The sequence below is a fragment of the Arthrobacter sp. zg-Y919 genome (assembly GCF_030142045.1).
Lineage (GTDB): Bacteria > Actinomycetota > Actinomycetes > Actinomycetales > Micrococcaceae > Arthrobacter_B.
The window spans coordinates 1,030,499-1,057,129 of the sequence record NZ_CP126242.1 but is presented as its reverse complement, the minus strand read 5'-3'; the positions used below and the strand labels follow the sequence as shown (position 1 = coordinate 1,057,129).

The 26,631-nt window shown below is 66.8% G+C and carries 24 protein-coding genes; 4 read left to right on the top strand and 20 right to left on the bottom strand.

Going from position 1 to position 26,631, the window contains the following annotated elements; all coding sequences use genetic code 11:
- Window positions 1-58 precede the first annotated feature (58 nt).
- Together QNO10_RS04995 and QNO10_RS04990 are read right to left on the bottom strand one after the other, a co-directional pair.
- Window positions 59-1,159 (bottom strand): histidinol-phosphate transaminase, encoded by a 1,101-nt coding sequence (locus QNO10_RS04995; protein ID WP_229950130.1) that lies wholly within the window; start codon window positions 1,157-1,159, stop codon window positions 59-61.
- Between the two features lie 80 nt (window positions 1,160-1,239).
- Window positions 1,240-1,650 carry a LysM peptidoglycan-binding domain-containing protein gene (locus tag QNO10_RS04990; RefSeq protein ID WP_229950128.1) on the bottom strand — a complete coding sequence of 137 codons (411 nt, stop codon included), beginning with the start codon at window positions 1,648-1,650 and terminating at the stop codon, window positions 1,240-1,242.
- Between the two features lie 478 nt (window positions 1,651-2,128).
- Between QNO10_RS04990 and lexA the strand changes: the two genes are divergently transcribed.
- Window positions 2,129-2,938, top strand: coding sequence for a transcriptional repressor LexA (gene lexA / locus QNO10_RS04985; protein ID WP_229950126.1), 810 nt, complete (start codon window positions 2,129-2,131; stop codon window positions 2,936-2,938).
- 85 nt (window positions 2,939-3,023) lie between these two features.
- On the opposite strand, the gene QNO10_RS04980 is transcribed toward lexA, so the two are convergent.
- Window positions 3,024-5,069 carry an ATP-dependent DNA helicase gene (locus tag QNO10_RS04980; protein ID WP_229950124.1) on the bottom strand — a complete coding sequence of 682 codons (2,046 nt, stop codon included), beginning with the start codon at window positions 5,067-5,069 and terminating at the stop codon, window positions 3,024-3,026.
- Complete coding sequence (hflX, locus tag QNO10_RS04975) at window positions 5,062-6,633, bottom strand: GTPase HflX (RefSeq protein WP_229950123.1); 1,572 nt, start codon at window positions 6,631-6,633, stop codon at window positions 5,062-5,064. The genes QNO10_RS04980 and hflX overlap by 8 nt, the downstream gene beginning before the upstream one ends.
- 166 nt (window positions 6,634-6,799) lie before the next feature.
- Here hflX and QNO10_RS04970 point away from each other — a divergent pair, with 166 nt between their 5' ends.
- The gene (locus tag QNO10_RS04970) at window positions 6,800-7,411 is read left to right on the top strand and encodes a class I SAM-dependent methyltransferase (RefSeq protein WP_229950121.1); all 612 of its coding nucleotides are present in this window, start codon (window positions 6,800-6,802) and stop codon (window positions 7,409-7,411) included.
- Here QNO10_RS04970 and dapF read toward each other — a convergent pair.
- The 8 genes from dapF to QNO10_RS04930 all read right to left on the bottom strand — a co-directional run bounded on the left by dapF (window position 7,408) and on the right by QNO10_RS04930 (window position 15,849).
- Window positions 7,408-8,367 carry a diaminopimelate epimerase gene (dapF, locus tag QNO10_RS04965; protein ID WP_229950114.1) on the bottom strand — a complete coding sequence of 320 codons (960 nt, stop codon included), beginning with the start codon at window positions 8,365-8,367 and terminating at the stop codon, window positions 7,408-7,410. The two genes, QNO10_RS04970 and dapF, sit on opposite strands and share 4 nt — an antisense overlap.
- On the bottom strand, window positions 8,364-9,362 hold the full coding sequence (miaA, locus tag QNO10_RS04960) for a tRNA (adenosine(37)-N6)-dimethylallyltransferase MiaA (protein WP_442860279.1): 999 nt from the start codon (window positions 9,360-9,362) through the stop codon (window positions 8,364-8,366). The genes dapF and miaA overlap by 4 nt, the downstream gene beginning before the upstream one ends.
- Window positions 9,362-10,882, bottom strand: a complete 1,521-nt coding sequence (gene miaB / locus QNO10_RS04955) for a tRNA (N6-isopentenyl adenosine(37)-C2)-methylthiotransferase MiaB (protein ID WP_283995897.1) — start codon at window positions 10,880-10,882, stop codon at window positions 9,362-9,364. Before miaB ends, miaA begins: the two co-directional genes overlap by 1 nt.
- A gap of 71 nt (window positions 10,883-10,953) precedes the next feature.
- Window positions 10,954-11,754 carry an aggregation-promoting factor C-terminal-like domain-containing protein gene (locus tag QNO10_RS04950; protein WP_229950112.1) on the bottom strand — a complete coding sequence of 267 codons (801 nt, stop codon included), beginning with the start codon at window positions 11,752-11,754 and terminating at the stop codon, window positions 10,954-10,956.
- A 101-nt stretch (window positions 11,755-11,855) separates the two neighbouring features.
- Entirely contained in the window at window positions 11,856-13,079 is a 1,224-nt protein-coding gene (locus QNO10_RS04945) for a coiled-coil domain-containing protein (protein WP_229950110.1), read from the bottom strand.
- 197 nt (window positions 13,080-13,276) lie between these two features.
- Window positions 13,277-14,203 (bottom strand): regulatory protein RecX, encoded by a 927-nt coding sequence (locus tag QNO10_RS14575; protein ID WP_331460345.1) that lies wholly within the window; start codon window positions 14,201-14,203, stop codon window positions 13,277-13,279.
- Between the two features lie 129 nt (window positions 14,204-14,332).
- On the bottom strand, window positions 14,333-15,385 hold the full coding sequence (recA, locus tag QNO10_RS04935; protein WP_229950108.1) for a recombinase RecA: 1,053 nt from the start codon (window positions 15,383-15,385) through the stop codon (window positions 14,333-14,335).
- Window positions 15,386-15,624: 239 nt separating this feature from the next.
- A complete protein-coding gene (locus QNO10_RS04930) occupies window positions 15,625-15,849 on the bottom strand; it encodes a DUF3046 domain-containing protein (protein ID WP_229950107.1) in 225 nt (74 codons plus the stop codon).
- 105 nt (window positions 15,850-15,954) lie between these two features.
- Between QNO10_RS04930 and QNO10_RS04925 the strand changes: the two genes are divergently transcribed.
- A complete protein-coding gene (locus QNO10_RS04925) occupies window positions 15,955-16,560 on the top strand; it encodes a MarR family winged helix-turn-helix transcriptional regulator (protein WP_229950105.1) in 606 nt (201 codons plus the stop codon).
- A 164-nt stretch (window positions 16,561-16,724) separates the two neighbouring features.
- On the opposite strand, the gene QNO10_RS04920 is transcribed toward QNO10_RS04925, so the two are convergent.
- From QNO10_RS04920 to dapA, 6 genes are all read right to left on the bottom strand, one after another.
- Window positions 16,725-17,150, bottom strand: coding sequence for a helix-turn-helix domain-containing protein (locus QNO10_RS04920; RefSeq protein ID WP_269437869.1), 426 nt, complete (start codon window positions 17,148-17,150; stop codon window positions 16,725-16,727).
- Between the two features lie 146 nt (window positions 17,151-17,296).
- The gene (locus QNO10_RS04915) at window positions 17,297-17,782 is read right to left on the bottom strand and encodes a CinA family protein (protein WP_229950103.1); all 486 of its coding nucleotides are present in this window, start codon (window positions 17,780-17,782) and stop codon (window positions 17,297-17,299) included.
- Window positions 17,779-18,411, bottom strand: coding sequence for a CDP-diacylglycerol--glycerol-3-phosphate 3-phosphatidyltransferase (pgsA, locus tag QNO10_RS04910; RefSeq protein WP_442860278.1), 633 nt, complete (start codon window positions 18,409-18,411; stop codon window positions 17,779-17,781). Before pgsA ends, QNO10_RS04915 begins: the two co-directional genes overlap by 4 nt.
- Complete coding sequence (locus QNO10_RS04905) at window positions 18,390-21,281, bottom strand: FtsK/SpoIIIE family DNA translocase (RefSeq protein ID WP_229950101.1); 2,892 nt, start codon at window positions 21,279-21,281, stop codon at window positions 18,390-18,392. The genes pgsA and QNO10_RS04905 overlap by 22 nt, the downstream gene beginning before the upstream one ends.
- Window positions 21,282-21,377: 96 nt before the next feature.
- Entirely contained in the window at window positions 21,378-23,069 is a 1,692-nt protein-coding gene (locus QNO10_RS04900; RefSeq protein ID WP_229950099.1) for a ribonuclease J, read from the bottom strand.
- 6 nt (window positions 23,070-23,075) lie between these two features.
- A complete protein-coding gene (gene dapA / locus QNO10_RS04895) occupies window positions 23,076-23,993 on the bottom strand; it encodes a 4-hydroxy-tetrahydrodipicolinate synthase (RefSeq protein WP_229950097.1) in 918 nt (305 codons plus the stop codon).
- Between the two features lie 177 nt (window positions 23,994-24,170).
- Here dapA and QNO10_RS04890 point away from each other — a divergent pair, with 177 nt between their 5' ends.
- The gene (locus tag QNO10_RS04890) at window positions 24,171-25,358 is read left to right on the top strand and encodes a heparan-alpha-glucosaminide N-acetyltransferase domain-containing protein (RefSeq protein ID WP_229950095.1); all 1,188 of its coding nucleotides are present in this window, start codon (window positions 24,171-24,173) and stop codon (window positions 25,356-25,358) included.
- Here QNO10_RS04890 and QNO10_RS04885 read toward each other — a convergent pair.
- On the bottom strand, window positions 25,355-25,849 hold the full coding sequence (locus QNO10_RS04885; protein WP_229950093.1) for a hypothetical protein: 495 nt from the start codon (window positions 25,847-25,849) through the stop codon (window positions 25,355-25,357). The two genes, QNO10_RS04890 and QNO10_RS04885, sit on opposite strands and share 4 nt — an antisense overlap.
- A gap of 8 nt (window positions 25,850-25,857) precedes the next feature.
- Window positions 25,858-26,616, bottom strand: a complete 759-nt coding sequence (dapB, locus tag QNO10_RS04880; RefSeq protein WP_229950091.1) for a 4-hydroxy-tetrahydrodipicolinate reductase — start codon at window positions 26,614-26,616, stop codon at window positions 25,858-25,860.
- Between the last annotated feature and the right edge of the window lie 15 nt (window positions 26,617-26,631).

Below are 26,631 nucleotides of genomic sequence, written 5' to 3'. Positions count from 1 at the left end.
ACTCCCCGAAACGTCCGGCATTGGACAGGTTTTCCCGTACACGGGCGCGTCCGGATACTCAGGCTGAAAGCAGTTCCCGCAGCCGGTCCAGGAACGCCGTTGTCTCGGCTTCGGTACCGGCGGTGACGCGCAGATGGCCTTCAATACCGATGTCCCGGACCAGCACTCCGGATTCGAGCAGGCCTTCCCATACGGCGCGGGGGTTCTCCATCCCGCCGAACAGCACAAAGTTTGCATCCGAGGGGGCCGGGGAGAGTCCCAGACCGCGGAGCTCCTCCACGATCCGGTCCCGCTGGCCTTTGATGTCCTCGACGTTCGCGAGGAGAGCATCGGAATGCGTGAGGGCGGCGTTGGCCGTGGCCTGTGTGATGGCGGACAGGTGGTAGGGCAGCCGGACCAGGCGCAGTGCGTCGGTAATCTGCGGGGCGGCAGCCAGGTAACCGATGCGGGCTCCGGCCAGGGCGAACGCCTTGGACATGGTGCGGGAAACGATCAGCCGTTCCCGTCCGGGCAGAAGCTGCAGGGCACTGGGGGTATCCGCGTGGGAGAACTCCGCGTACGCCTCATCCACCACCACGATTGCATTGGACGCCCGGCCGGCCTCGTAGGCGGCTTCGATGACGTCCAGACCCAGGGCAGTGCCTGTCGGGTTGTTCGGGGTGCACAGGATGATGATGTGCGGTGCCTGCGCCCGGATCTGCTCCGCGGCAGATTCGGGGGTCAGGGAAAAGTCCGCTTCCCGGGTTCCGGTGACGTAGGCGGTGCCGGTGCCGCTGGAGAGCAGCGGATACATCGAGTAGGTGGGCGGGAAACTCATGGCGGTCCGGCCGGGACCGCCGAAGGCCTGCAGGATCTGCTGCAGCACTTCATTGGAACCGTTGCCGGCCCAGATATTCCCGGCCGTCAGTCCGTGGCCGAGGTATTTGGCCAGGTTTTCCCGCAGCTCGGTGAATTCCCGGTCCGGATACCGGTTCAGGCCGGAAACGACGGATTCAATCTCCGCCAGAATGGCCCGGCGCACATGATCCGGAAGTCCATGGGTATTTTCGTTCACGTTCAGCAGAACCGGCACATCCAGCTGCGGGGCACCGTAAGGGGTGAGGCCGCGCAGATCGTCTCGCAGGGGAAGTCGGTTCAGGTTTTCCAGCTGTTCATTCACCCCTACAGCTTAGGACGCCCTGCCCGGGGAGCTGCATCCGGGTCCTGCAGACCGCCGGAAAACGTCATAGGGGGCGAAGGTCAGCGGGAAACGGGGATGTACAGCTGGCGGCCGGCCGGAACGGTGGCGTTGTCCAGGTTGTTCAGTTCCACAATGTCAGCCACCACGGTGCGGGGGTCACGGTCCGGGGCGAACTCCGTGGCAAGGGACCACAGAGAGTCGCCTGCTGAGACGCCCACCTGGATGGTGCGGGTCTGCTCCGGGGAGCCGCCGGAGGCCATGGCGGGCGCAGTGAAGAAGCCCAGGAAAGCCAGCAGGGCAGCGGCTGCGAGCATCAGGGGTGCACCGACCAGGATCAGGCGGCCGCGGCGGGTGAGGCGGAGCGGCGCGGATTCAGCGGATGCAGCAGGAGCAAGGCTGCGGGCAGCAGCATGATTGCGGGCAGGAGCGTGGCTGTGTGCGGATGCAAAGGGAAGTACGTGTACTGACATGTCAATACCTTTCCGGTCCGAAAAGCAGCAATGCCGGTCCCCCGCATCTCCCGCAAGAGCACCGGGAAAATACTGTGGCTCGAAACTGCATTCGAACATCTGGTGAGCCCGACGAGGTGTCGGCGGGCCGTAGTCGAACATACGTTCTAACGTGTACTCGAACATTTCTAGCACTTATCTACGAACATTGTCGAGACTCGCTCGAATATATGTTTGAAAAATCTTCTGCACTCCCTTAGCGTTGAACCTGCAGGAAGCGGCTGACATCAACTAACCATCCGCCACTGACAAAACGGCTCGGCGATTCTTTGGCAGGCGGGGGCCGGCACGCCAAAGTCAGCAGGACAGAACAGCAAAACCCAGCTGCAGCGAACATCAGCAGCGCAGCAGCAGCACAGCATCTCAGCAGCACAGACCCAGATACACCGCTAGAACCATCCGGCCCGCATCCGCAGGCCGACTGTGAAGGGAAGCCGACGTGGCCCGTGTTACCAATGGCAGCACCCCCTCCTCTGCCGCGCCCGCGCCGGCGGGGCGCACCAAGGGCCTCACTGCCCGGCAGACCAAGATCCTGGAGACCATCCAGCGCTCGGTGAATACCAACGGTTATCCCCCGTCAATGCGGGAAATCGGCGACATCGTTGGGCTGGCCAGCCTGTCGAGCGTCACCCACCAGCTGAGCCAGCTGGAAAAGCTCGGCTACATCCGCCGCGATCCCAAGCGCCCGCGCGCCATGGAGATCCTGGTTCCGCTCCTGCTCCGTGACGGCTCCCCGCGCCGGGGAGGCGCCGACACGGCAGACAGCGCCGGCACCGGCGGTAAGGCTGCGTCAAAGGACGGCTCCGTGTCCCGCATGGACGGTGCCAACCGCTCTGCGGGTTCGCAGAGCGTTCCCGACCTCACCACCGCCATCGACACGGCCATGGTGCCGCTGGTGGGACGCATCGCCGCCGGCGGTCCTATCCTTGCGGACCAGCAGGTTGAAGAGGTGGTTCCCCTTCCGCGCCAGCTGGTCGGACACGGTGATCTTTTTATGCTCCGGGTCGCCGGAGACTCCATGGTGGATGCCGCCATCTGCGACGGGGACTGGGTGGTGGTGCGCCGTCAGCCCACCGCCGAAAACGGCGACATTGTTGCCGCACTCCTCGAAGATGAGGCCACCGTGAAGACGTTCCGGCAGCGTAATGGACACACCTGGCTGCTGCCGCAGAACACCCGCTACGAACCCATCCTCGGTGACGAAGCCACCATCATGGGCAAGGTTGTCAGCGTCATGCGTTCGCTCTAGGCGTTCGTTCAAGAGGACGCGGCCACCTAGGAGGACAACTCAAAAGCAGCGCCGCCGGTCTCCGGCGGCGCTGCTTTTTGCGTTTCTACTTCCCCGCGCCTGCCGGTTCCGCGGCAAGCCGCTGCAGCGCCTTCAGCACCACGGAACGGTCAGTAGTCGCCCAGAAGGGCGGCAGCGCTGCCCGCAGGAAGCTTCCGTACCGTTCCGTCGCCAGGCGTGAGTCGAGCACCGCGACTACGCCCTTATCCCCGGACGCCCGGATCAGGCGTCCAGCTCCCTGGGCCAGGCGGACCGCGGCATGGGTGGCTGAAACGCTCATAAAGCCGTTCCCACCCGCTTTGGCCACGGCCCGCGTCCGCGCGGTCATCAACGGATCATCAGGGCGCGGGAACGGAATCCGGTCCATGATCACCAACCGGCAGGAAGCACCGGGAACGTCCACTCCCTGCCACAGGGACATGGTGCCGAACAGGCACGTTTCGTCGTCGTCGGCGAACTGCTGCACCAGGGCGGACATGGTGGACTCCCCCTGGCAGAGGATCGGGAAGTCCACGCGTTTGCGCATGGCTTCCGCCGCTTCTTCGGCGGCGCGGCGGGAGGAGAACAAGCCCAGTGCTCCCCCGCCGGAGGCCGTGATCAGCGCCTCCAGCTCGTCCAGCTGCTGCGGGGACGTGCCGCGCCCCGGCTTCGGCAGGTCCTTGGCCACATACAGGACACCCTGTCGGGGATAGTCGAATGGACTGCCGACGTCGGTGCCGGTCCATTTGGGTGCACCGGCACCCAGCAGCCCCAGGGCTCCGGCCACCGGGCCGAACTCCGCGCCGATGGCCAGTGTGGCCGACGTCAGCACTACGGTGTGCCCGTCGAAGAGGCCTTCACGCAGCCGTCCGGCCACGGACAGCGGTGCCACGTTGAGGGTGGGTGGTGCATCTTCCTCCGGAGCTGTGTAGCCGGCTCCGGGTGTGAAGGTGCTTGCGCGCGAGGCCCAGAGCACCTCACCCGAGTTCACGGCGTCGAGGACGCGTTCGCACAGTTCCAGAACCGCCATGAGCCGGGAACGGGCCATCTGCCGCCCGCCGTCCACGCTGTCCGAACCTTCCGGCTTGGAATCCGACAGGGCCGTGCGGCACGCTTCGCGGACCTGGCCCAGCACCAGTTCCTGGTCTTCGGACAACCCGGCGGCCAGCAGGCCGGAGGGAACCGGGGCAAAGACCTGGTCGAACGCCCGGCCCGCTGCAGCCAGGGGCTCCATCGTGGCGGAGGTGTGCTTGCGTGCGGCCGAGACGGCGGCGGAGATGATGGTTCCGGAGAGCTGCCCGGTGACGGCACCGGTGACGCGGTCCTGCAGTTCGTGGGCCTCGTCAATCACCACCACGTCGTAATCGGGCAGGACAGCGAGTCCTTCAAAGGCACTGATGGCCAGCATGGCGTGGTTCGTGATGACCAGGTCGGCCTCGGCGGCCTTGGCCCGGGCACGTTCGCTGAAGCACAAATCCGCCACCGGGCACTTTTGCGCGCCCAGGCATTCCATGGAGGTGACGGACACCTGGCGCCAGGCACGGTCGCTGACACCGGGCAGCAGCTCATCCCGGTCACCGGTTTCGGTCTCCTGCGCCCATTCCTGCAGGCGGACGACGTCGCGCCCCAGCGCCGAGGTGGGCCCGCCGGCCGGTACCGGGTGCGTGACGGCCTGCTCGCCGCCCATCATAAACAGCGTCCCGGCTTCATCTTCTTCGGGGAAGCCGCCGCCGGTCTTGTGCAGGCAGACGTAATTGCTGCGGCCTTTGAGCAGCGCCACATCAACCTCCCGCGGAAGCTGCGGCTCGAGGGTCTTCAGCAGGCGCGGAAGGTCACGCCCCACAATCTGGGCCTGCAGGGCGAGGGTCGCGGTCGAGACCAGGGCCGGCTTGTCGCTCTCTAGGGCATGGGCAATCAACGGAATGAGGTACGCCAGGGACTTACCGGTACCGGTGCCCGCCTGTACCAGCAGGTGGTCGCCGGACTCGATGGCCTCAGCCACCTGCCGGGCCATCTCGTGCTGGCCCGGGCGGTTTTGCCCGCCCATGGCCGACACCGCGGTGTCGAGCAGTTCCAGGACCTGCTCCGGCCCCTGCGTGCCTTTCCTACCCATGGGCCACGAACGGCTCCAGCTCCGCTGCCAGTCCTTCACGGACCTTCACATGCAGCCGGGTGCCCTCCTCGCCGTGTTCCAGGGCGAGGATTTCGGCGTCCTGCTGGTGAAGCCGGGAGACAACGTCGCCGCGCTCGTAGGGCACCAGCAATTCAAGGTCGACACCCGGGCGCGGAATCCCCTCGGAAATCGCCTGCATCAGCTCGGGGATGCCTTCACCGGTGCGGGCGGAAACCACTACGTGCCGGGACTCGCGCTGACGCAGCCGTTCCAGGACGAACGGATCAGCGGCGTCGGCCTTGTTCAGCACGATGATTTCGGGGACCTTGCGGGCGTCCACCTCGGCCAGGACCGTACGGACGGCCGCAATCTGGCCCTCCGGGTCCGGATGCGAGGCATCAACCACGTGCAGGATGAGGTCTGCGTCGGCCACTTCCTCCAGCGTCGACCGGAAGGCTTCGACCAGCTGGGTGGGCAGCGACCGGACAAAGCCGACGGTGTCCGCCAGCGTGTAGCCAATGCCGTCTTCGGTCTGGGCCTTGCGGATGGTGGGATCCAGGGTGGCAAAGAGGGCATTCTCCACCAGCACGCCGGCATCGGTGAGCCGGTTGAGCAGCGAGGACTTGCCCGCGTTGGTGTAGCCGGCGATGGCTACCGAGGGCACGGAGTTGCGGTGGCGGTTGGCCCGCTTGGTTTCGCGTGCCGGTTTCATGGCCGCAATTTCGCGGCGCAGTTTCGCCATCCGGGTGCGGATCTTCCGGCGGTCCAGTTCGATCTTCGTTTCACCGGGACCGCGCGAACCCATACCTGCGCTGGCGCTGCCGACCTGGCCGCCTGCCTGGCGGGACATGGATTCACCCCAGCCGCGCAGGCGCGGAAGGAGGTATTCCAGCTGGGCCAGCTCGACCTGGGCCTTGCCCTCGCGGGACTTGGCGTGCTGGGCGAAGATGTCCAGGATGAGTGCCGTCCGGTCGATGACCTTGACCTTGACGATGTCTTCCAGCCCGCGGCGCTGGGACGGAGCCAGTTCGCTGTCCACGATGACAGTGTCCGCTCCGGTGGCCATCACGATCTCTTTGAGTTCCTGGGCCTTGCCGGAGCCGAGGAAGGTGCCGGGGTCCGGCTTCTGGCGGCGCTGGATGATTCCGTCGAGGACTTCCGAGCCCGCGGTCTCCGCCAGGGCGGCGAGTTCCTTCAAGGAGTTCTCCGCGTCGGCGGAAGTGCCTTCGCTCCAGAGTCCGGCGAGGACAACCCGCTCCAGCCGCAGCTGGCGGTATTCAACCTCGGTGACGTCCTCGAGTTCCGTGGAGAGGCCTGCAACGCGGCGCAGTGCGCGGCGTTCTTCCAGGTCCTGCTGCTCGCCGTCGTGGGCGGAGTGCCCGTTGTCGTCGTCGGATAGTGCCAGAGCGCGCCCGCGCGTCTGGTCGCCGGCAGCGGCGGTCTTGGTTTCGACCGCGGTGTCCTTGGCGAGAATCCTGTCGATGACCCCTTGGATGTCCGAAGGGCTCAGTTCCGGGGTGGAATTCTGGTCAGAACTCGTGGCACGGGGGTTGTGGATGGTCATATTCTCCTTATGAGGACGTACTTCCATGGTAGGCCAGTGACTGACATTTTCGGGGAGAAACAACCTTCTCCGCAATGGATGCCTGCCACGCCCACCGTCTTCTACAACCCGGGTGGCGGCCCATAAATTCCATGCCGGGAGCCTTGAACGACTAATCTGGACTGTTATGGGTTCAGACCACTATTTCTCTTCCACTCCGTCCGGACCCGAGGTCCGCAGGCCGCTGCGCGTCAGCCTTAACGGGACCGAACGGACGCTGCAGACCGCGGGCGGAATCTTCAGCCCAGGCGGAATCGATAAGGGCACCGCTGTGCTGCTGGAGGAGGTCCCCGCCCCGCCGCAGACGGGCAACTTCCTGGACATCGGGTGCGGCTGGGGTCCCATTGCGCTGACTCTGGCACTGAAGTCCCCGGCCGCACGGGTTTACGCCGTCGACGTTAACGAGCGCTCCCTCGCGCTGACCCGCGACAACGCCGCCGCGCTGGGCTGCACGAACATCAAAGCCGCCCTGCCCGGGGAGGTGGATCCGGAAGTGCGCTTTGACACCATCTGGTCCAATCCGCCTATCCGGATCGGCAAGGAGGAGCTGCATGCCCTGCTGCTGCTCTGGCTCCCCCGGCTGGCCCCGGGAGGTACGGCGTGGATGGTGGTGCAGAAGAATCTCGGTGCCGACTCCCTGCAGCGCTGGCTGGCGGAAACGCTTCCTGCCGGCTTCGCTGTCTCGCGGCACAGCACTTCCAAGTCCTTCCGGATCCTGAAGGTGGAGCGCAGCGCCTAGAGCAGGACTCCGCGTGCCACGAGCACGGCGGGACCGCTCAGTTCCACGTGCTCGCGCCCCTCGGGACCGGTAAGGAAACGGACGCCGACGACGCCGCCCGGTACGGTCACGGCCCACGCATCCGGTGCTTCCGGTCCGGCCCAGAACCGGGTGGCGACGGCGGCGGCGCAGGCGCCCGTCCCGCAGGACAGGGTTTCACCCACACCGCGCTCGTGCACGCGCATGGTCACCAGTCCCACGCCGTCTTCCACGAGCGGCTCGGCGGGCACCACAAACTCCACGTTGGTTCCGTTGGCGGGCTCGGGCTGCACCGACGGTGCCTTGGCCAGATTGGTCGCTGCGAGTTCCTTCAGTTCGGCAAGGGCCACCACGGTGTGCGGGTTGCCCATGCTGACCGAGAGGCCGGGCCGGGGAACTTCGAGCCCGTCCGCGTCCACGACGGTATCCATGGATTTGGCCGCCGCGTGGTCGGGGTAGATGAACTCCCAGGGGCCCATGTCCACCGCGTAGCCGCCGGCCGTCCGGGTGACGGTCTTGAGGCCGGCGCGGGTGCCGATGACCAGGCTTGCGCCCTCCGCCAGTTCCACCAGATTCTCGGCCAGCAGGAAGTGCACAAACACACGGACTCCGTTGCCGCACATCTCCGAGACGCTGCCGTCCGAGTTGCGGTAGTCCATAAACCATTCCGCCTCGGGGGCCGTCTGCAGCAGGGCGCGGCCTTCGGGGACATGCTCGGAGCGGACGGCGCGGATGAAACCGTCGGCACCTACGCCGCGGTGCCGGTCGCAGACAGCAGCGACGTCTCCGGCGGACAATTCACGGGTACCCCCGGGATCGGCTACCAGCACAAAGTCGTTGCCGGTGCCGTGTCCCTTCGCAAAGGGCAGTCCGGACAGGGAGGCGGGAAAGCCGGAGGCGGACAGGGAAGCAGCGGAGACGGCAGAAGTGTTGGTCACCTATCAAGGATACTGGGCCGGCACGCTGCCCGGACGGCTGCCGCCGCATGGCTGAGGAGGTCGGGGTCGTTATGGTCCAACCAGGTGATCCGGGGATCGGCACGGAACCAGGTCAGCTGCCGCCGGGCGAACTGGCGGGTTGCGATCACAGTGGCCTCGGCGGCCTCCGCCGTGGTGGCTTTCCCGTCCAGGACGGCCAGGAACTGGGCGTAGCCGAGGGCACGCGATGCCGTGCGGCCTGTCCGCAGCCCGGCCGGCTCCAGCCGCCGGACCTCCTCCAGCAGCCCTGCGTCCACCATCGCGTCCACCCGGCGCGCCAGGCGCTCGTGCAGCACCGGCCGCTCCACGCTCAGGCCAATCTGCACGGCGGGGGAAACATACTCCCGCACGGGCATGAAGGAACTGAACGGGCGTCCGGTCAGCTCAAACACTTCCAGGGCGCGCACCACCCGGCGGGCATCGGAGATCCGCTCGGCGGACACCGGGTCCGCGTCCCGGAGCCTCGCCTGCAGGGCCGGCAGGCCCCGGACCTCCAGCTCGGCCTCGATGCCGGCACGGACAGTGGGATCGGTACCCGGGAATTCAAGGACATCCAGGGCAGCCCGGACGTACAGGCCGGAACCGCCCACCAGGATAGGGAAGTTTCCCCGTCCCCGGATCTCTTCGATCAGGGCACGCGCGGAGCCCTGGAACGCCGACACGCTGGCCTCGTCGGTGACATCCAGGATGTCCAGCAGGTGGTGCGGCACACCGCGCCGCTCGGCGAGGGTAATCTTCGCGGTGCCGATATCCATGCCCCGGTAGAACTGCATCGAATCCGCATTGATCACCTCCCCGCCGAGTTCCAGCGCGAGGGCAACACCCAGATCGGACTTACCGGAGCCGGTGGGGCCGACGACGGCGATCACGGGACGTTCAGCGGCGGAGCGTCCGGTGCCGCCCAGGTCAGGCACTGCAGGGGTTCCGCGGCCGGCTTCGGAAGGGTTCACGTGCATCAGGAACGCGGGGGCAGGGCCGGCATACCCAGGGACACACCGCTGCGGGCTGCTGCCGGTCCGGCGGGCACACCGCAGGATTCGGCCAGCGACCGGTCCCAGGCATCGCCCGCCCGTGAGCGCCGCAGGGAGTAATCGGCCGGACCGGCAGGGTCGGAGATCAGATGGAAAGCAGCCGCAGCCGTAACGGGCACGGTCACCAGGTCACCCGGGCGCGGCACCGGCGCGCCGTCGGGCACCGAGAAATGCACCAGGCGCTGGTCCCGGGCACGTCCGGAGAGCCGCCCGGTTTCACCGGACTTGCGGCCGGACGCGGCAGTGACCATCACCTCGACCGTGGTGCCTATCTGCTTGGCGTTTTCTTCTGCGGCAATCCGGTCCTGCAGTGCGGTGAGGCGCTCATACCGTTCCTGCACCACAGCCTTGGGCAGCTGGTCGGCAAGCTCGGCCGCCGGGGTGCCCGGGCGCTTCGAGTACTGGAAGGTGAAGGCGTTCGCGAAACGGGACTGCTCGACGACGTCGAGCGTGGCGCAGAAGTCCGCCTCCGTCTCCCCCGGGAATCCCACGATGATGTCCGTGGAAATGGCGGCGTGCGGCATCCGTTCCCGGACCCGGTCCAGGATGCCCAGGAACTTCTTCGAGCGGTAGGAGCGGCGCATGTCCTTGAGGACCTTGTCCGAACCGGACTGCAGCGGCATGTGCAGCTGCGGCATCACGTTGGGGGTCTCGGCCATGGCTTCAATGACGTCGTCGGTAAATGCGGCGGGGTGCGGGCTGGTGAACCGGACACGTTCCAGCCCTTCGATGTCTCCGCAGGCACGCAGCAGCTTCGCGAAGGCCCCGCGGTCGCCGAATTCCACCCCGTAGGAGTTCACATTCTGGCCCAGCAGCGTGACTTCGATGGCGCCGTCGTCCACCAGGGCGCGGATTTCGGCCAGGATCTCCCCCGGCCGCCGGTCCCGTTCCTTGCCGCGCAGCGAGGGCACGATGCAGAAGGTGCAGGTGTTGTTGCAGCCCACGGAGATGGAGACCCAGCCCGAATACACGGAGTCCCGTTTGGTGGGCAGGGTGGAGGGAAAGACATCCAGTGATTCGAGGATTTCCAGTTCGGCTGTGGCATTGTGCCGTGCCCGTTCCAGCAGGGCGGGCAGCGAGCCGATGTTGTGGGTGCCGAAGACTGCGTCCACCCAGGGTGCCTTCCGCAGGATGGTGTCCCGGTCCTTCTGGGCCAGGCAGCCGCCAACGGCAATCTGCATTCCGGGCCGTTTCTCCTTGACCGGCGCGAGCAGGCCGAGGTTGCCGTACAGCTTGTTGTCCGCGTTCTCCCGCACCGCACAGGTATTGAACACGACGACGTCGGCCAGTTCGCCGTCGGACGGCACCAGACCGGCGCCTTCCAGCAGCCCTGAAATACGCTCCGAGTCATGCACGTTCATCTGGCAGCCGAAGGTGCGCACCTCATAGGTTCGGGGCTGCACAGCAGGGGCCGCGGGGGCAGGAGAGGAAACAGTCAAACTCACCCTCCTAGGTTACGTCGAACAGCGGTGGCGCCCGGTATGCCCCGCGGCAATTTTCCCCGTGCCAGTTATCCCTAGTACCAGTTATTTGCGTAATGGAAAGTGAGTGCGCTGCAGGGAGTCCCGTACCGGGAGGAGATGTACTCCAGCCCCCAGTTGATCTGGGTCTGGTAGTTGACGTTCCAATCGTCCCCGGACAGTGCCATCTTCCCGGCGGGCAGGGACTGCGCAATGCCGTAGGCACCGCTGCTGGGGTTGACTGCGCTGGTCAGCCACTCCGACTCCTTGGTCCACAACTTGTCCAGGCAGGTCAGCTGGGAGGCGTCCCAGCCCCGGGCCGGCAAGGCCGACGCGGCGTAGGCCTTTGCTGCGGCGGGATCGTCCACGGGCACCGCGGCACGGGCGGCGGCCTCCTGGGCAGCCTGCTGCGCTTGAGCCTCAGCTGCTGCCTTCCGCTGCTCCTCCTCCGCCGTCGGCATTGCCATGACGCTCAGCTCCCCTTCAGCTCCGGCCTCCGGTTCCGGACCGGGAGCGTTGGTGGCTGCTCCCCCGGCGGCCGGGTCCGGCGCAATGTCACCGCCGCGGCCATCCTCCGGCCGCGCCGCTTCTGCCGCCGCATCGTTGGACGCCTCATCTTTGGCTGCCTCACCGGATCCCGCCGCATCGTTGGCGACCAGCGGCCCGGCAAGGTTCACCAGCTGGATACCAGCGGCGGCCCGCATCGTGCCCCCTGCGGTGCCAAGGACAGTTCCGGAAATCCCCAGAACCGCCAGGGAGCCGGCCGCTGTTGCCGCACCGAAGCCAAGCCGCCGGCGTCGCCGCAGGGCTCGCCGGATACGGGTCTGTTCACGTCGCGAAGAGTCTAATGAGGTCACAAGCGCAGGACGCTATCGGAGTTTTCTGGGAAAAGTCTCAAAACGGTAACGGCGTTATTGACTTGGTGCAGGTAGCGTGGTGGGCCGCAGCAGGTAGGCGGCTAGTACCAGTTGACCCGCTCTGAGTGGGCCCATGCCCCGCACGGCGTTCCGTAGCGGGACTTGATGTAGTCCAGGCCCCAGTTGATCTGGGTCCGGTAGTTCGTTTGCCAGTCGGCGCCGTGGGTGGCCATCTTGCTGCCGGGCAGTGACTGCGGGATACCGTAGGCGTCGCTGTAGGGGTTATCCGCACTCGTACGCCAATTCGACTCCCGGTTCCAAAGATTCACCAGGCAGCGGAACTCATTGGAGTCCCAGCCGTAGGCACCCATACGCCCCGCAGCGTAGTTCTGTGCCCCGGCCGGATCGTCCACCGGCTGTACCGGGGCAGGCGCCGGCGCGGGTTGAACCGGCGCGGGTTGAACCGGGGCAGGAGCGGGTGCTGGAGCGGGAGCCGGAACGGGTGCAGGCGCCGGAGCAGGGGCGGCCGGTTGGATTGGTGCCCCCGGCTTCCCCGGCTGACCCGGTTGACCGGCCTGGCCGGATCCCGCGGCACGTGCCGCCCGCTCGGCTGCGGCCTGCTGCTCTGCAAATGCCTTTTCAGCCGCTATCCCCCGCAGCCGTGCTTCCTCCGCCTCGGCAGTACTGCCGTGCAGGTCCGCCAGCTGGGCGAGCAGCTGAGACTTCCGGGCTTCTTCTTCCTCCACGGCCTTGCCGGCGGCGGCTGCGGAAGCTCCCGCGTCGTCCAGCGCCCGCTCTGCGTCAGCGGCCAGCCCGGCTCGGACGTTCCGGGCCTGCTGTTCCTGTTCCCCCAGCCCGGCGGCAATTTTTTCCGCCGCCATGGCTTCGGCGTACAGGTTCCCTGCCCGCGACGAGACCCGGTCCATCAGGTCCGCGCCGTGGAGCGCATCAGCCGAGGCCTCGGGGTCGAGCAGCAGCAAGGCTGTGCTGTCCGATGCCGCGCCCCCGGTCTTGTAGGTCTGGGCTGCGAGGGCGGCGACTTGGCGCAGCAACTCTGCCGAGCGCCCCGCGGCTGCCTCCTTTTGCGCAGCAAGCGAGGCGAGTTCCTTGTCGCTGGCAGCCAGGGCGTCCTTCGCCGCGTTGTAGCGGCTCCTGGCCGTCACGGCGGCATCGCCAAGACTGCCTGCCTCCTCGCGCAGTCCGGTCAGCAGGCCTTCAAGCTTGTCGGCTTCGGCGGCTTTGGCCGATTCGGAGGACTTTGCCTGCTGGATGTCTTCCCAGGAGGGGTACGGGTCGGCAGCGGAAACGGGCGCCGCAGTGAGCACCGCCGAGGCAAGAACGCCGCTGAGAAGCGCTGCATAGAGTGGAACCGACCGGAGCCGCAATCTGGGGGATCGTTCCGCCGTATGCAACAGGGGCCCCGCCAACCTCATCTTTAACATAGTCGGCACAGCATACGATACGGCGCGTCGAATTGACACCACTGCAAAAGCCCATGCGTCCGGGGGGCTGTTCCGGGAGCTTAGACGGAGCCGCTCCCGTTGTCCCGTGCTTCGCTGATCACTTCACCGGCCACGCGGAAACCCAGCGAGGGCGAATAGCCTTTCCGGGCCAGCATTCCCACCAGGCGGCGGGTTTGCTTATCGCGCACGCCGCGGTCTGAAAGATCGGCGGAGGTCTGGAGTTTTTTCCGGGCCAGGGCGCGGGCCGCCTCCAGTTCATCATCGGCGCTGACCTGTTCAAGCGCCTCCGCAGCCAGATCCGGGGCGATACCCTTTTCCGTCAGTTCACGCCGCAGGGCGCCGCGGGCGAGCGACTTGCTCTGCGACCTGCTGCGGACCCACAAGCGGGCGAACTCGGCATCGTCAACCAGCTGGATTTCTTCGAAGCGGTCCAGGACTGCAGCTGCGGCATCGGCTGGAATGTCCCGTTCGGCAAGCTTGGTTTCGAGCTGCCGGCGGCTTTTGGGAGCGGCCGTGAGCTGGCGCAGGACTATCGCCTTCGCCTCTGCATAGGCTTCCTCCGGGGTCAGGGGATCCTCCCCGTCCGGCCCGGTGAACTGGTCCTCGGGGGTCGGGTCCGAACTGTCCCCGGCGGCATCCTGCCGCCCCCAGCCCTGTCGGCCGGAACCGGACTTTTTCCCTCCCCGCTTGCGGGTGGTCGTCCCGGGTTCACCCCACGGTTCATCGGCGGGGGCTTCCTCGCCGAATCCGTCTTCCTTGAAGGCTTCCGGCGTGCTGGACTGCGGCTTCCGGCGGCGGGCACGCTTAGTGGTGCCGGCGTCTGCCGCACCACGGGCTGTCATGGGGGCTGTCTTCGCCTCGTCCGCAGCAGGGGCGTCTCCGTGGCGGACTGCCCCGCCGGGGGTTTCCGCTTCGGCCGTCCGGGCCTGGATGTCGGCGAGCCGCTGCTTCAATTCCGCGAGGGTCTCGTGCTGCGGGGTATTCATAGGTATCTACTCCAAGGCCCTGGGCAGTCAGGAGTCAGCAGTCAGGAGCCGGCAGTCAGGGTTCACGATGCCGGGGGGAGGCCGCGCGCGCGTGCGGGCGGCCTCCCGTGGCTGCAGGAACGTGGACTGCTAGGAGTCCTTTCCGACTGCCTTCAGCTTGGGTGTTGCCGGCGTTTCGGCGGCGGGAACACCGATCCCCAGCTTTTCGCGGATACGCCGCTCCAGCTCGTCCGCCAGATCCGGATTGTCCTTGAGGAAGTTGCGGGAGTTTTCCTTGCCCTGGCCCAGCTGGTCGCCGTCATAGGTGAACCAGGCACCGGACTTCTTGACCAGGCCGTGTTCCACACCCATGTCGATCAAACCGCCCTCGCGGGAAATGCCCACGCCGTACATGATGTCGAACTCAGCCTGCTTGAAGGGCGGAGCCATCTTGTTCTTGACGATCTTGGCACGGGTGCGGTTACCAACCGGGTTGGTGCCTTCCTTCAGCGTCTCGATGCGGCGGACATCGATCCGGACGGAGGCGTAGAACTTCAGTGCCTTACCGCCGGTGGTGGTTTCCGGGCTGCCGAAGAAGACGCCGATCTTTTCACGCAGCTGGTTGATGAAGATTGCAGTGGTGTTGGTGTGGCTCAGGCGGCCGGCGATCTTACGCAGCGCCTGGCTCATCAGCCGGGCCTGGAGGCCAACGTGGCTGTCGCCCATATCGCCTTCGATTTCGGCGCGCGGAACCAGTGCGGCAACGGAGTCAATGACCACGACGTCGACCGAACCGGAACCGATCAGCATGTCCATGATTTCCAGGGCCTGCTCACCGGTGTCCGGCTGCGACACGAGCAGTGAATCCGTATCCACGCCCAGCTTGGCGGCGTAAATGGGGTCCAGGGCGTGCTCGGCGTCGATGAACGCGGCGATGCCGCCGTTCTTCTGCGCATTAGCCACCACATGGAGGGCCAGGGTGGTCTTACCGGAGGATTCCGGACCGTAGATCTCCACCACGCGGCCGCGCGGCAGGCCGCCAATGCCCAGCGCCACATCCAACGCGACGGAGCTGGTGGAAATCGTTTCGGCGGGGGCGCGGACCTCGTCGCCCAGGCGCATGATCGAGCCCTTGCCGTAATTCTTGTCGATCTGGGCCAGCGCTGCCTCTAGGGCTTTTGCGCGGTCGGCTGGAGCAGCCATTCTTCACCTCGTGTTGTGGTTGTGGGCGGCCCGTAGGCCGGTCGTCATTTCTTATCTACGACCCTATCCGGCGGCACTGACAAAACGGCTGACCGGAACGTATTACTCATTATCTTGTGGATATCCCCGGGCCGCATCCGCCAGGACCGGCCCCTGTGTAGGAGCATATCTTTATCCGAACAAATATTCGAATACCGGCCCGGCGTGTCTGTTCCCGCCGATGTCCGGATTTTCCGGAACTAGTTGGCCTTCGGCTTGACGTCCCGGCCCAGCCGGCGTTCCGGCGGCACGTCCTGGATCTCGCAGACTGCCAGCCACACGGATTTGGGCTCCAGGCCCTTTTCGAGTGCCCGGGCGGCGGTCACACCGCCCAGCTGGCCGAGGACCAGGTCCGCTGCGAGGACGCGTGAGTAGGCCGGTCCGAACTCGTCATCCATAAGCCGCCAGAAGTCACTGATACGCATCGATTAATCCTCTCACGCACAAAACACGGCAGCGAACCGGGCTGCGCTCCCCCATGGCGGACGTTTTACGGTGCCGCACCGGAACCCCCGATCCTACAATGGAGGATGACCGAGACATCCGGTCCCGCAGGGGCCCCCGACGGCGCCGAACGGAGCACCGACACAGCGATCGAGGACCTGGAGCAGGAACTCAGTGTGCTGTGGCGCAGAGCCCGGGCCAGCTCGCTCGGGATGGCCCGGGAGGTTCATCCGGACATGGAACCTTCCGCCTACGGCCTCATGGTTCTGCTGCATCAGCAGGGACCAATGCGCCTGACGGACCTCGCCGCAGCGGTAGGCGTGGGTAAGCCGTCGCTGAGCCGCCAGGTCGCGATGCTGCAGGCGCTGGGGCTCGTGGAAAAACATACGGATCCGGTGGACGGGCGGGCCCAGCCGATCAACCTCACGGAGGTGGGCGCTTCCCGGCTGGAGGGTACGGCTACGGCGCGCAAGGAACACTTCCGCCGGACGTGGACCGGGTGGGAAACGGAGGAGCTGCAGACCCTGGTCCGGCTGCTGCACAAGCTGAATGCCTCGGTCCGGCCCGCCGCCGGCCAGGCGGATAAACAGCCCGCTGAGGACAACGGCGGCAGCGGCGGCAGCGGCGGCAGCGCACCGGACGGCACCGCAGACCAGGATGGGAACCCAAGCCGGAGTGAGAACCGCGGCTGACCAGCACCGGCAGCCGGACAGAGCAGACCCCCGCAGGCACCCTGCCTGCGGGGGTCTTTACTGTATATCGCCCCGCTGCCGCGGCATCAGGGGTATGTCTTTGGGCAGCGCTGCCGCTGCAGCCGGTTAGCTCCGGCTCGGAAGCAGCACTGCGGGGTGTGGTCCTAGGATGTGCGGGCCAGGTCCCGTGCCAGGTCTTCGGGAAATTCGCGCGCGAACTCCCTGGAAAACTCCGACGGTACGGTATCTGGAATGGCCACGCCTTCGGCGCTGGCCACCCGGTCGCTGACCTCGCGGAGCATCAGGGACAAGGGCACATCGAGGGCACTGCAGATTGAGGACAGGAGTTCGGATGACGCTTCCTTCTGTCCGCGCTCCACCTCGCTGAGGTAGCCGAGAGAGACACGGGCGCTATGTGACACCTCACGCAGGGTACGGCCCTGGCGCTGGCGCACGTCGCGGAGAACATCACCAATCTCGTGACGAAGAACTACCATCTTGCGCTCCTTAGGCTCCCGGTGTGCGTCTTCCGCCAACCCTACATCCCGCCAGCGGACCACGCCGTTCACGGATACGGGTTGCTTAACCATGTGTATCGTCCTGCTCCCTGTGAGTGCGGACTGCGGCGGTACCGCAGGCCTATCCAAAGATCGTAATAAAAGAACCTTGGCGGTTCCTGATACTAACAACTGAAGCCCTGCCGGTTTTGTTCCCGGCCTGGCCGCCTCCCGCTTTGCTACCGGTCCAGTGCTGTCGCCAGCAGAGACAGCGCTGCTTCGCATGCCGCCGTGCGGATGGCCGTGCGGTCCCCGGAAAAATGGAATTCCCGGAAGGAGGTTCCTTCGGAAGTGGCTATCCCCACGAACACGGTACCAACCGGCTTCCCGTCGTGTGCCTCAGGCCCGGCCGCCCCGGTGGTGGACACCCCGACGTCGGCGCCAAGGACACGCCGCGCTCCGGCCGCCATGTGCCCGGCAACCCTTCCGTCGACGGATCCGGCTTCTGCCAGGAGCTCCGCCGGAACCCCGAGGACGGAAAGCTTGACACTATTTTGATACGCGACCACGCCGCCCTGCAAAACGGAGGACGCACCGGGAACCGACCCCAGTTCGGCGCAGAGCATCCCGGCTGTCAGGGATTCGGCGGTGGCGACGGTCAGCCCCGCCCGGCGCGCTGCGGCAAGGACTTCTCCCGCCGGAACGGCGTCCGGCGGCAGGTTCATCCGCGCTTACCGGCCCGGCGAAGCTTCACTGCCTGCAGGACATAGTCGACGCCGGTCACCACGGTGATCACAAGGGCGGCAGCCATGAGCACGGCCCCGATCCACCAGGCCCAGGCACCCAGCCACGCGGTGAGGGGAAGCAGGAACACAAAGATGGCGAACGTCTGGACAACGGTCTTCAGTTTGCCGCCACGGGAGGCTGCCATGACCCCGTACCGGATCACCACGAAGCGCATCAGTGTGATGCCGAGTTCGCGGACGAGGATGACGATGGTTACCCACCACCACAGCTCCCCCAGCAAAGACAGCATGACCAGAGCCGAGCCGATCAGCAGCTTGTCGGCGATCGGATCGGCGATCTTGCCGAAGTCGGTAATCAGTCCGCGGCTGCGGGCAATATCGCCGTCGAGCTTGTCGGTGTAGATGGCGACCGCGAACGTTGCCACGGCGAGCCAGCGGAACAGGCCGTCACGGCCGTCGTCGGCCGCCAGGAACCAGATAAAGAGCGGGACCATCAGGATCCGCGCGACGGTCAGTGCATTGGCGATATTGAGGGTCGGGACCCTCTCGGTAGGAGAATTGCTCACGCCTTCAGCGTAGCGAAGATTCACCGGCCGGTGAGGTTCCATGCGTCTTCGGAGCCGTCCGGGTCGTCCGCGCCGTCGTGGTATTCGGTCACCTGCGGGCGGCCGTCCAGATCTGCGGCGACCAGGTCCACCGGACCGTCGGGGTCGAAGCCGTGGTTGGCGTTGGCGTTGTCCGCCAGCGCACCGGCGTCGGCTCCCCCGGATGCCGCCGGAGCTTCCCCGCCGCTGATGGCGGCGAGAGTGGCAGCCAGGTCATCCGGCTTGACGAGCACGTCGCGGGCCTTGGAACCCTCGGAAGGTCCGACGACGCCGCGGGACTCGAGCAGGTCCATGAGCCGTCCGGCCTTGGCGAAGCCGACGCGCAGTTTCCGCTGGAGCATGGAGGTGGACCCGAACTGGGTGGTCACCACCAGTTCGGTCGCCTGCAGCAGGACGTCGAGGTCGTCTCCGATATCGTCGTCGATCTGCTTTTTGGGCGCCGTGACCGTGACGTCGTCGCGGTAGACGGCCTGGAGCTGGTTCTTGACGTGCTCCACGACCCGGTGGATCTCCGACTCGGTGACCCAGGCACCCTGCACACGGATGGGCTTGTTGGATCCCATCGGCAGGAACAGGGCGTCACCCTGGCCCAGGAGCTTTTCCGCGCCGGGCTGGTCCAGGACCACGCGGGAGTCGGTGACTGACGACGTCGCGAAGGCCATGCGTGAGGGCACGTTGGCCTTGATCAGGCCGGTAACGACGTCGACCGAGGGCCGCTGGGTGGCCAGCACCAGGTGGATGCCGGCGGCACGGGCAAGCTGGGTGATGCGCACGATCGAGTCTTCGACGTCCCGGGGGGCAACCATCATCAGGTCGGCAAGCTCGTCCACGATGACCAGCAGGTACGGGTAGGGCCGGACGACCCGCTTGGAGCCGGCCGGCGGCACTACCTTGCCGTTGCGGACGGCCTTGTTGAAGTCGTCGATGTGCTTGAACCCGAAGTTCGCGAGGTCGTCATAGCGGGTGTCCATTTCGCGGACCACCCACTGCAGCGCTTCGGCTGCCTTCTTCGGGTTGGTGATGATGGGGGTGATCAGGTGCGGGACGCCCTCGTACGCGGTCAGTTCCACGCGCTTGGGGTCCACCATCACCATGCGGACCTCGTCCGGGGTGGAGCGCATCAGGATGGACGTGATCATGGAGTTCACGAAGGAGGATTTACCGGCACCGGTGGCGCCGGCCACCAGCAGGTGGGGCATCTTGGCCAGGTTGGCCACGACGAAGCCGCCTTCGACGTCCTTGCCGACACCCATCACCATGGGATGTTCGGTCTTCCGGGCGGAGTTGGACCGCAGGACGTCGCCCAGGGCCACGACTTCCTTGTCCGCGTTCGGGATTTCGATGCCGATCGCGGACTTGCCGGGAATGGGCGAGAGGATACGCACGTCGGAGCTGGCCACGGCGTAGGCAATGTTCTTGGACAGCGCGGTCACCCGCTCCACCTTGGTGCCGTCACCCAGTTCGATCTCGTAGCGGGTGACCGTCGGACCGCGGGAGAAACCGGTGACCTTGGCGTCTACGTTGAACTGCTCAAGCGTGTGCGTCAGGGCAGCGACGACGGCGTCATTGGCTTCCGAGCGCTCCTTTGCGGGAGGGCCCGGGGGCAGGAAGTCCGACGGCGGCAGCGTATAGGTGATGTCGCCGGAAAGCTGCAGCTGCTCGGTGCGCTGCGGGATGGGGGTGGACGGCGGTACCGGCTGCACGGCCCGGGAGGGTACGGGCGGTACCGGCGGGACCGCGGTCAGGTTCAGGACCTCGGTGGCCCCGGGAACCGTGCTGATGGCTTCCGTGGGCGGCTCGGCGGAGTCGATGTCCCCGTCGACGGGCAGGCCCTGGTTGCGGCGGATCTTCTGGGTGGCGAGTTCGGCCTGCGTAGGGCGGCGGACCCCCGGCGGAACGGCCGGTGCGGTAGCGGCTGCGGCGGCTGCCGCTTCCTCTTCTTCGTCCTGCAGCAGGGCACGTTCGAACGCTTCGTCGCCGGCGAAGCCTTCCAGCGCGGCGGCCTCGGCTTCCTTCTCGCGCCGGCTCTTGCGCGGCTTGCGGACCTTCTCCGGTTTGGGCGCGCCGTACAGGTAGCTCTGGTCGTGCGCTTCGGGATCATCCGGGGCCAGGTCCTGGCCCATCAGGTGTTCATAAAGCGCCCGCAGGCGCAGCGGTATGTGGCGGAACGGCGTGGCCGTGATGATGAGGATACTCACGAACGCCAGGAAAGCCAGGAGGACCAGCACCGGCCATTGGGTGAGGACTGCGGAGAGCGGCCCGGCAACCAGGAAGCCGACAATGCCGCCGGAGACCCAGAGCCGGTCGAACCCGTCCGACAGGGCGGGCAGGCCGCCGATGATGTGGGTGATGCCCGAACCGGCCAGCAGCATGATGACCAGGCCGATGCTGATCCTGCTGTTGGCGCGGTGGCGCTCCGGGTAGCGGAACAGGCGGATGGCTCCGGTGGTGAGCATAAAGGGCAGCACCACTGCCATCCAGCCGACCGTTCCGGCAGCACCGGCGTGGATAACGTCGGCGACCGGTCCCCGCAGGGCCCACCACTCCACGGTGGCCACGGCCAGGGCAAGCAGGATCAGGAAGAAGCCGGTACCGTCGCGGCGGATCTCGTAGTCGGGGGAAACATCGGCGCCGAGTTTGCGGACACCGCCGCCGGCAATGCGGGAAATACCCATCCAGGCGCTCTCGACGGCACGCAGCGGCAGGGGCAGCTGGTCCGGGGGCGCCTGGCGCGAGGTGGAGGTCCCCCGGCCTCCGGATCCGCCGCGTGAGCTGCCTTTGCCTGAAGTCTTGCTTGAGTTGCCGCCGGAGCTCCGGGCCGTTGTCCGGCCGGAAGCACCGCTGCCTGCGGCAGGGGAAGTACGAGTCGCCATACGAGCCACGCTACCCGATGGCGCCCCCGGTTCCCCGGATTTACGCGGCCCGGAACGGCTTGGGGAGAACTTTCGGGCCGCCTACCACGGCCGGCGCTAAGCCTCGACCACCACCGGCACGATCATGGGCCGGCGCCGGAGCCGCCGGTTGACCCAGGTGCCGACTACCCGCCGGACCACCTGCTGCAGCTGGTAGGTGGTGTGGTCCGTGTTGGACCGTACGGCTTCCTCCAGGGCAGCGCTGATCTTCGGGATGATCTCGTCAAACACTGCATCACCCTCGGCGAACCCGCGGGCGTGGATCTCGGGCCCGGAAACGATCGTGCCGGTGCTGCGGTTCACCACGGAAATGATGGAAATGAAGCCTTCCTCGCTGAGGATCCGCCGGTCCTTCAGGTCGGTGTCGGTAATCGCGCCGACGCTGGAGCCGTCCACATACACGAAGCCGCACTCCACTTCCCCCACCACGCGGGCCTTGCCGTCCCGCAGGTCCACCACGGTGCCGTCGTCGGCCAGGATGATGTTCTGTTCCGGGACACCGGTGGCGGCCGCCAGCCGGCCGTTGGCGATCAGGTGGCGGGTTTCGCCGTGCACCGGCATGGCGTTTTTCGGCCGGAGGATGTTGTAGCAGTAGAGCAGTTCCCCGGCTGCGGCGTGCCCGGAGACGTGGATTTTCGCGTTGCCCTTGTGCACGACGTCGGCGCCGAGGCGCATGAGGCCGTTGATCACGCGGAACACGGCGTTTTCGTTGCCCGGGATCAGGGACGAGGCGAGGATGACCGTGTCCCCCTTGCCGATGCGGATGCGGTGGTCCCCGTTGGCCATCCGGGACAGTGCCGCCATGGGCTCGCCCTGGGACCCGGTGGACATCAGCACCACCTTGTTGTCCGGCAGTTCGTCCACGTTCTTCAGGTCCACGAGGATACCTTCGGGCACGTTCAGGTAGCCGAGCTTTTCGGCGATGGCCATGTTGCGCACCATGGACCGGCCGACAAAGCAGACAAAGCGGTTGTGCGCGGCGGCGGCGTCGAGGACCTGCTGCACGCGGTGGATGTGCGAGGAGAAGGAGGCGACGATGATGCGCTTGTCCACCTTGCCGAAGAGTTCCTGCAGCACCGGGCCGATCTCCCGTTCGGCGGTGGTGAACCCGGGCACGTCGGCATTGGTGGAGTCGGCCATAAACAGGTCCACTCCCTCTTCGCCCAGGCGGGCGAAGGCGCGAAGGTCCGTGATCCTGCCGTCCAGGGGCAGCTGGTCCATCTTGAAGTCGCCGGTGTGCAGTACGGTGCCGGCCTCGGTGCGGATAAACACCGCCAGCGCATCCGGGATGGAGTGGTTGACCGCCACGAATTCGCATTCGAACGGGCCGAGCTGCTCGATCTGGCCCTCGGTGACCGTGAGGGAGAACGGCTTGATGCGGTGTTCCTGCAGTTTCGCTTCCACGAGCGCCAGCGTCAGCTGCGAGCCGACCAGCGGAATGTCGTTCTTGAGCCGCAGCAGGTACGGCACCGCGCCGATGTGGTCTTCGTGGCCGTGGGTGAGCACCACGCCAACCACATCGTCCAGCCGGTCCTCGATGTAGGAGAAGTCCGGCAGGATCAGGTCGACGCCGGGCTGGGTCTCCTCGGGGAAGAGCACCCCGCAGTCCACGATGAGCAGCTTGCCGCCGATTTCGAACACGGCCATATTCCGGCCGATTTCCCCCAGCCCGCCCAGGGCGACGATGCGGAGGGTTCCTTCTTCCAGCGGCGGCGGGGTCAGCAGGCCGGTTCCGGCGGTTTCGCTCATGGGTGCCTAGGCCTCGGTCCGGGAGAAGTCCATGCCGGCTTCGGCAAGGTCGGTCAGGATGGCTTCCATCTCGACGGCGTCGGGCGCCACCAGCGGCAGCCGGACGGCGGCCGAGGGGATGACCTTCTGCATCGCGAGGATCTGCTTGGCCGAGACGGTACCGGGGATGTGGGTCATCACCGCACGGATCACCGGGTCCAGTTCGAAGTGGATCCGGCGGGCGGTGGCGAAGTCCCCGGCGGCCGCGGCATCAACCAGGGCACGGAACTGCGCGGTGGCCACGTGGGCGGAAACGCTGACGACGCCGACGGCGCCGGCCACCATCCAGGGCAGGGTCAGGCCGTCGTCGCCCGCGTACACGTCCAGGGTGGTGTTGGCCAGTACCCGGGTGATGCCGGCGAAGTCGCCCTTCGCGTCCTTCAGGGCCAGGATCCGGGGGTTCTCCGCCAGCTTGAAGATGGTGGAGGTGCTCAGGGCAATCCCCGAACGTCCGGGAATGTCGTAGACCATGACCGGGAGGTCGGTGGCGGCAGTGACGGCGTCGAAGTGCGCGATCACGCCCGCCTGCGTGGGCTTGTTGTAATACGGGGTCACCACCAGCTGGCCGTCGACGCCGGCACGCTCGGCCCGTCGGGCCATCTCCACCGAGTGGGAGGTGTGGTTGGTGCCGGTTCCGGCAATGACCTTGGCCCTGCCGCCTACGGTCTCGGCAACCACACGGAACAGGTCTTCCTTCTCGCTGTCCTCCAGGGTGGAGGTCTCGCCCGTGGTGCCGGAAACCACCAGGCCGTCGCAGCCGTCGTCGACCAGCTTGTTCGCGAGGTAAGCCGTGGCGTCGAAGTCCACGTCCCCGTCCTCGGTAAACGGGGTCAGCATGGCGGTGACGAGGGTGCCGAAGGGAAGCGTGCGGTTTTGGAAATCCATGGGTAAAACGTTACCCGTTACGCGGCGCAATGGGACAACAAGGCGGAGGAAGTGGAGCCGCCGGGCTTCAGGGGGACATGGACCCCTGTGGCACGCGTTCTCCGGTCCGGAGGAAGGTCCGGTCACGGTCCTGGCCGGATAGGGTCCGGCCCGGCGGGCTGTGAGACGATTCTGTGCATGATCCAACGCCGCCTGACCGGCATCGACGCTGCCCGCGGCATCGCCCTCCTGGGCATGATTGCCACGCATGCGCTGCCGCTCTACCACCCGGAAACCGGCGATCCCACACTCACCGGACTGGTGTTCTCCGGCCGTTCCTCGGCGTTGTTCGCGGTGGTGGCGGGCGTTGGACTCGCGCTGCTGACCGGCGGCAGTGAACCCCACGACGCCAAGGCGGTGGGCCGGGACCGGCGCGGAATAGCAGTGCGTGCGCTCATCATCGCCGTGGTGGGACTGGCGCTGGGCGGCCTGGAAACCAACATCGCCCTCATCCTGTTCCACTACGCCGTCCTGTTCCTGCTGGCGCTGCCTTTCCTGGGGATGCCGCTGCGGCGCCTCGCCTGCTGGGCCGGCGGCTGGCTGCTCCTCTCCCCCGTGCTCGCGTACCTGCTGCGGGGATGGCTGCTGCAGAACCTATCGCCGTCGGAAATCGAGGGAAACCTGACCTGGGACGCCTGGGGAACCCCGGCGGTGCTGGCTGCGGACGTTTTCGTCACCGGCTTCTACCCCGTACTGCAGTGGCTGAGCTACATCCTGCTCGGGTTGGTCATCGGGCGGCTCGCGCTGACCGACCTGCGCGTCCAGGTGGGGCTGCTTGCCGCGGGGGTTTTCGCCGCCGTGGCCGCCAAGTTCATGTCCTCCTACCTGCTCCGGGAACTGGGCGGGCTGGACGTTCTCGCCGGCACCGACTCGGGACAGGTGTGGCCGCTGGAACGGATGATGGAGGTCAATCTGTCTTCGGTGGAACAGACCGGTTCCTGGTGGTGGCTGGCCCTGTCCGGACCGCATTCCAACACCAGCCTCGACATGCTGCATACCTCCGGCACGGCTGCGGCGGTACTGGGCATCTGCCTGCTGCTCACGCGGGCCCGGCCGAACCTGCTGCTGCCGCTCTCCGCCGCCGGTGCCATGACACTGACGCTGTACAGCATGCACGTGTGGGTGATGACCATCGTGGACCTGCAGAACCCGCCGCTGGAGCCGTTGCCGGTCTACTGGATCCAGGTGACGTTCTACGTGGTGCTGGCCATCCTGTTCCAGAAGATCAATGCCCGGGGACCGCTGGAACTCGTTACCTCGGGTGCATCCCGGCTGGCCCGGGGCAAAACCGGGCGCGGCACGGCCGCTGCCCGGCCGAAACGCTAGGCGCCCGGCGCGTTCTGCGTGGGCCGGTTTGAGGCAAAGAGCTTCCCGGCCTGCCGCATGGTCCGGCGGGCCCGGGTGCGGTCCCCCGCGGCGTCGTAGGCGCAGGAGAGCCGGAACCAGCTGCGCCAGTCCTCCGGTGCCGCCTCGGTTTCGGCCTTGTATCGGGGGAATTCGGCATCGGCCGCTTCGCGGACAATCCGTCCCGCCGGTGTGCGCGGCAGGTTATCCACCGGCAGCCGGCCTTCCGCGGCCAGGATCGCGGCCATCTTTTCCGTGCGTGCCCCAAACATGAGTTCGCGGATCAGCGCCCAGGCACCCACCACCGGCAGCACCAGGTACGCGGCACCCATGAACTTCGCGGTGAGCTCCGGAGCGGTCAGCAGCTGCAGGCCGCGCTGGGCGGAGACCACCAGGTAAAAGGCCAGGAGCAGGGTCACGAGCGCAACGCCCAGCTTGGCGCGGTTGGCGAAAAGGCCGGTGAAGAAAGACAACGTGTTCCTTAGTCGTTCAGGTCGAGGTAGCCGTCAAGTCCGACGGTCAGTCCGGGGTGGTCCGCCACCTGCCGCAGGCCCAGCAGGACGCCGGGCATGAAGGAGGCACGGTCAAAGGAATCGTGGCGGATGGTCAACTGCTCGCCGGGTCCGCCCAGCAGGACTTCCTGGTGCGCGACGAGGCCCCGCAGCCGCACCGAATGCACGTGCACTCCGTCCACTTCGGCACCGCGTGCGCCCTCCAGCGCCTTGGTGGTGGCATCGGGCGACGGCGCGGTGCCGGCGTCGGCCCGGGCGGCCGCGATCAGCTGGGCGGTGCGTACGGCGGTGCCGGACGGGGCGTCCACCTTGTCCGGGTGGTGCAGTTCGATCAGTTCCACCGACTCGAAGTAACGGGCTGCCTTGGCTGCGAACGCCGAGGCCAGCACCGAGCCCAGGGCGAAGTTCGGGGCGATGAGCACACCGGTGCCGGGAGAGCGTTCCAGCAGGTCCGTGAGCCGGTCCAGCCGGTCCGCGTCCCAGCCGGTGGTGCCGACGACGGCGTGCATGCCGTGTTCGACGGCGAAGCGGACGTTGGCCTCGGTGCTGTCCGGCACCGTCAGGTCCACCACGTACTGCGCACCGGCGGAGACCAGGGTTTCCAGCGGGTCGGTCCGGCCCAGCGCGGCGACGAGTTCCATGTCCGCCGCCGCCTCGACGGCGGCGACCGCCTCGGATCCCATCCGGCCTGCGGCACCGAGGACCGCTACGGCAAGTTTTTCGCTCATAGGCACCAGATTACC

Excerpts from the sequence above, each read along its gene's own strand:
- recA (WP_229950108.1), bottom strand. The coding sequence starts at position 15,385 with ATGGCTGCTCCAGCCGACCGCGCAAAAGCCCTAGAGGCAGCGCTGGCC.
- dapA (WP_229950097.1), bottom strand. The coding sequence starts at position 23,993 with ATGGATTTCCAAAACCGCACGCTTCCCTTCGGCACCCTCGTCACCGCC.
- dapB (WP_229950091.1), bottom strand. The coding sequence starts at position 26,616 with ATGAGCGAAAAACTTGCCGTAGCGGTCCTCGGTGCCGCAGGCCGGATG.
- QNO10_RS04980 (WP_229950124.1), bottom strand. The coding sequence starts at position 5,069 with ATGGGTAGGAAAGGCACGCAGGGGCCGGAGCAGGTCCTGGAACTGCTC.
- QNO10_RS04890 (WP_229950095.1), top strand. The coding sequence starts at position 24,171 with ATGATCCAACGCCGCCTGACCGGCATCGACGCTGCCCGCGGCATCGCC.
- QNO10_RS04930 (WP_229950107.1), bottom strand. The coding sequence starts at position 15,849 with ATGCGTATCAGTGACTTCTGGCGGCTTATGGATGACGAGTTCGGACCG.
- QNO10_RS04920 (WP_269437869.1), bottom strand. The coding sequence starts at position 17,150 with ATGGTTAAGCAACCCGTATCCGTGAACGGCGTGGTCCGCTGGCGGGAT.
- QNO10_RS04925 (WP_229950105.1), top strand. The coding sequence starts at position 15,955 with ATGACCGAGACATCCGGTCCCGCAGGGGCCCCCGACGGCGCCGAACGG.
- QNO10_RS04900 (WP_229950099.1), bottom strand. The coding sequence starts at position 23,069 with ATGAGCGAAACCGCCGGAACCGGCCTGCTGACCCCGCCGCCGCTGGAA.
- pgsA (WP_442860278.1), bottom strand. The coding sequence starts at position 18,411 with ATGGAACCTCACCGGCCGGTGAATCTTCGCTACGCTGAAGGCGTGAGC.
- QNO10_RS04990 (WP_229950128.1), bottom strand. The coding sequence starts at position 1,650 with ATGTCAGTACACGTACTTCCCTTTGCATCCGCACACAGCCACGCTCCT.
- QNO10_RS04905 (WP_229950101.1), bottom strand. The coding sequence starts at position 21,281 with ATGGCGACTCGTACTTCCCCTGCCGCAGGCAGCGGTGCTTCCGGCCGG.
- QNO10_RS04970 (WP_229950121.1), top strand. The coding sequence starts at position 6,800 with ATGGGTTCAGACCACTATTTCTCTTCCACTCCGTCCGGACCCGAGGTC.
- QNO10_RS14575 (WP_331460345.1), bottom strand. The coding sequence starts at position 14,203 with ATGAATACCCCGCAGCACGAGACCCTCGCGGAATTGAAGCAGCGGCTC.
- QNO10_RS04915 (WP_229950103.1), bottom strand. The coding sequence starts at position 17,782 with ATGAACCTGCCGCCGGACGCCGTTCCGGCGGGAGAAGTCCTTGCCGCA.
- miaA (WP_442860279.1), bottom strand. The coding sequence starts at position 9,362 with ATGCACGTGAACCCTTCCGAAGCCGGCCGCGGAACCCCTGCAGTGCCT.
- hflX (WP_229950123.1), bottom strand. The coding sequence starts at position 6,633 with ATGACCATCCACAACCCCCGTGCCACGAGTTCTGACCAGAATTCCACC.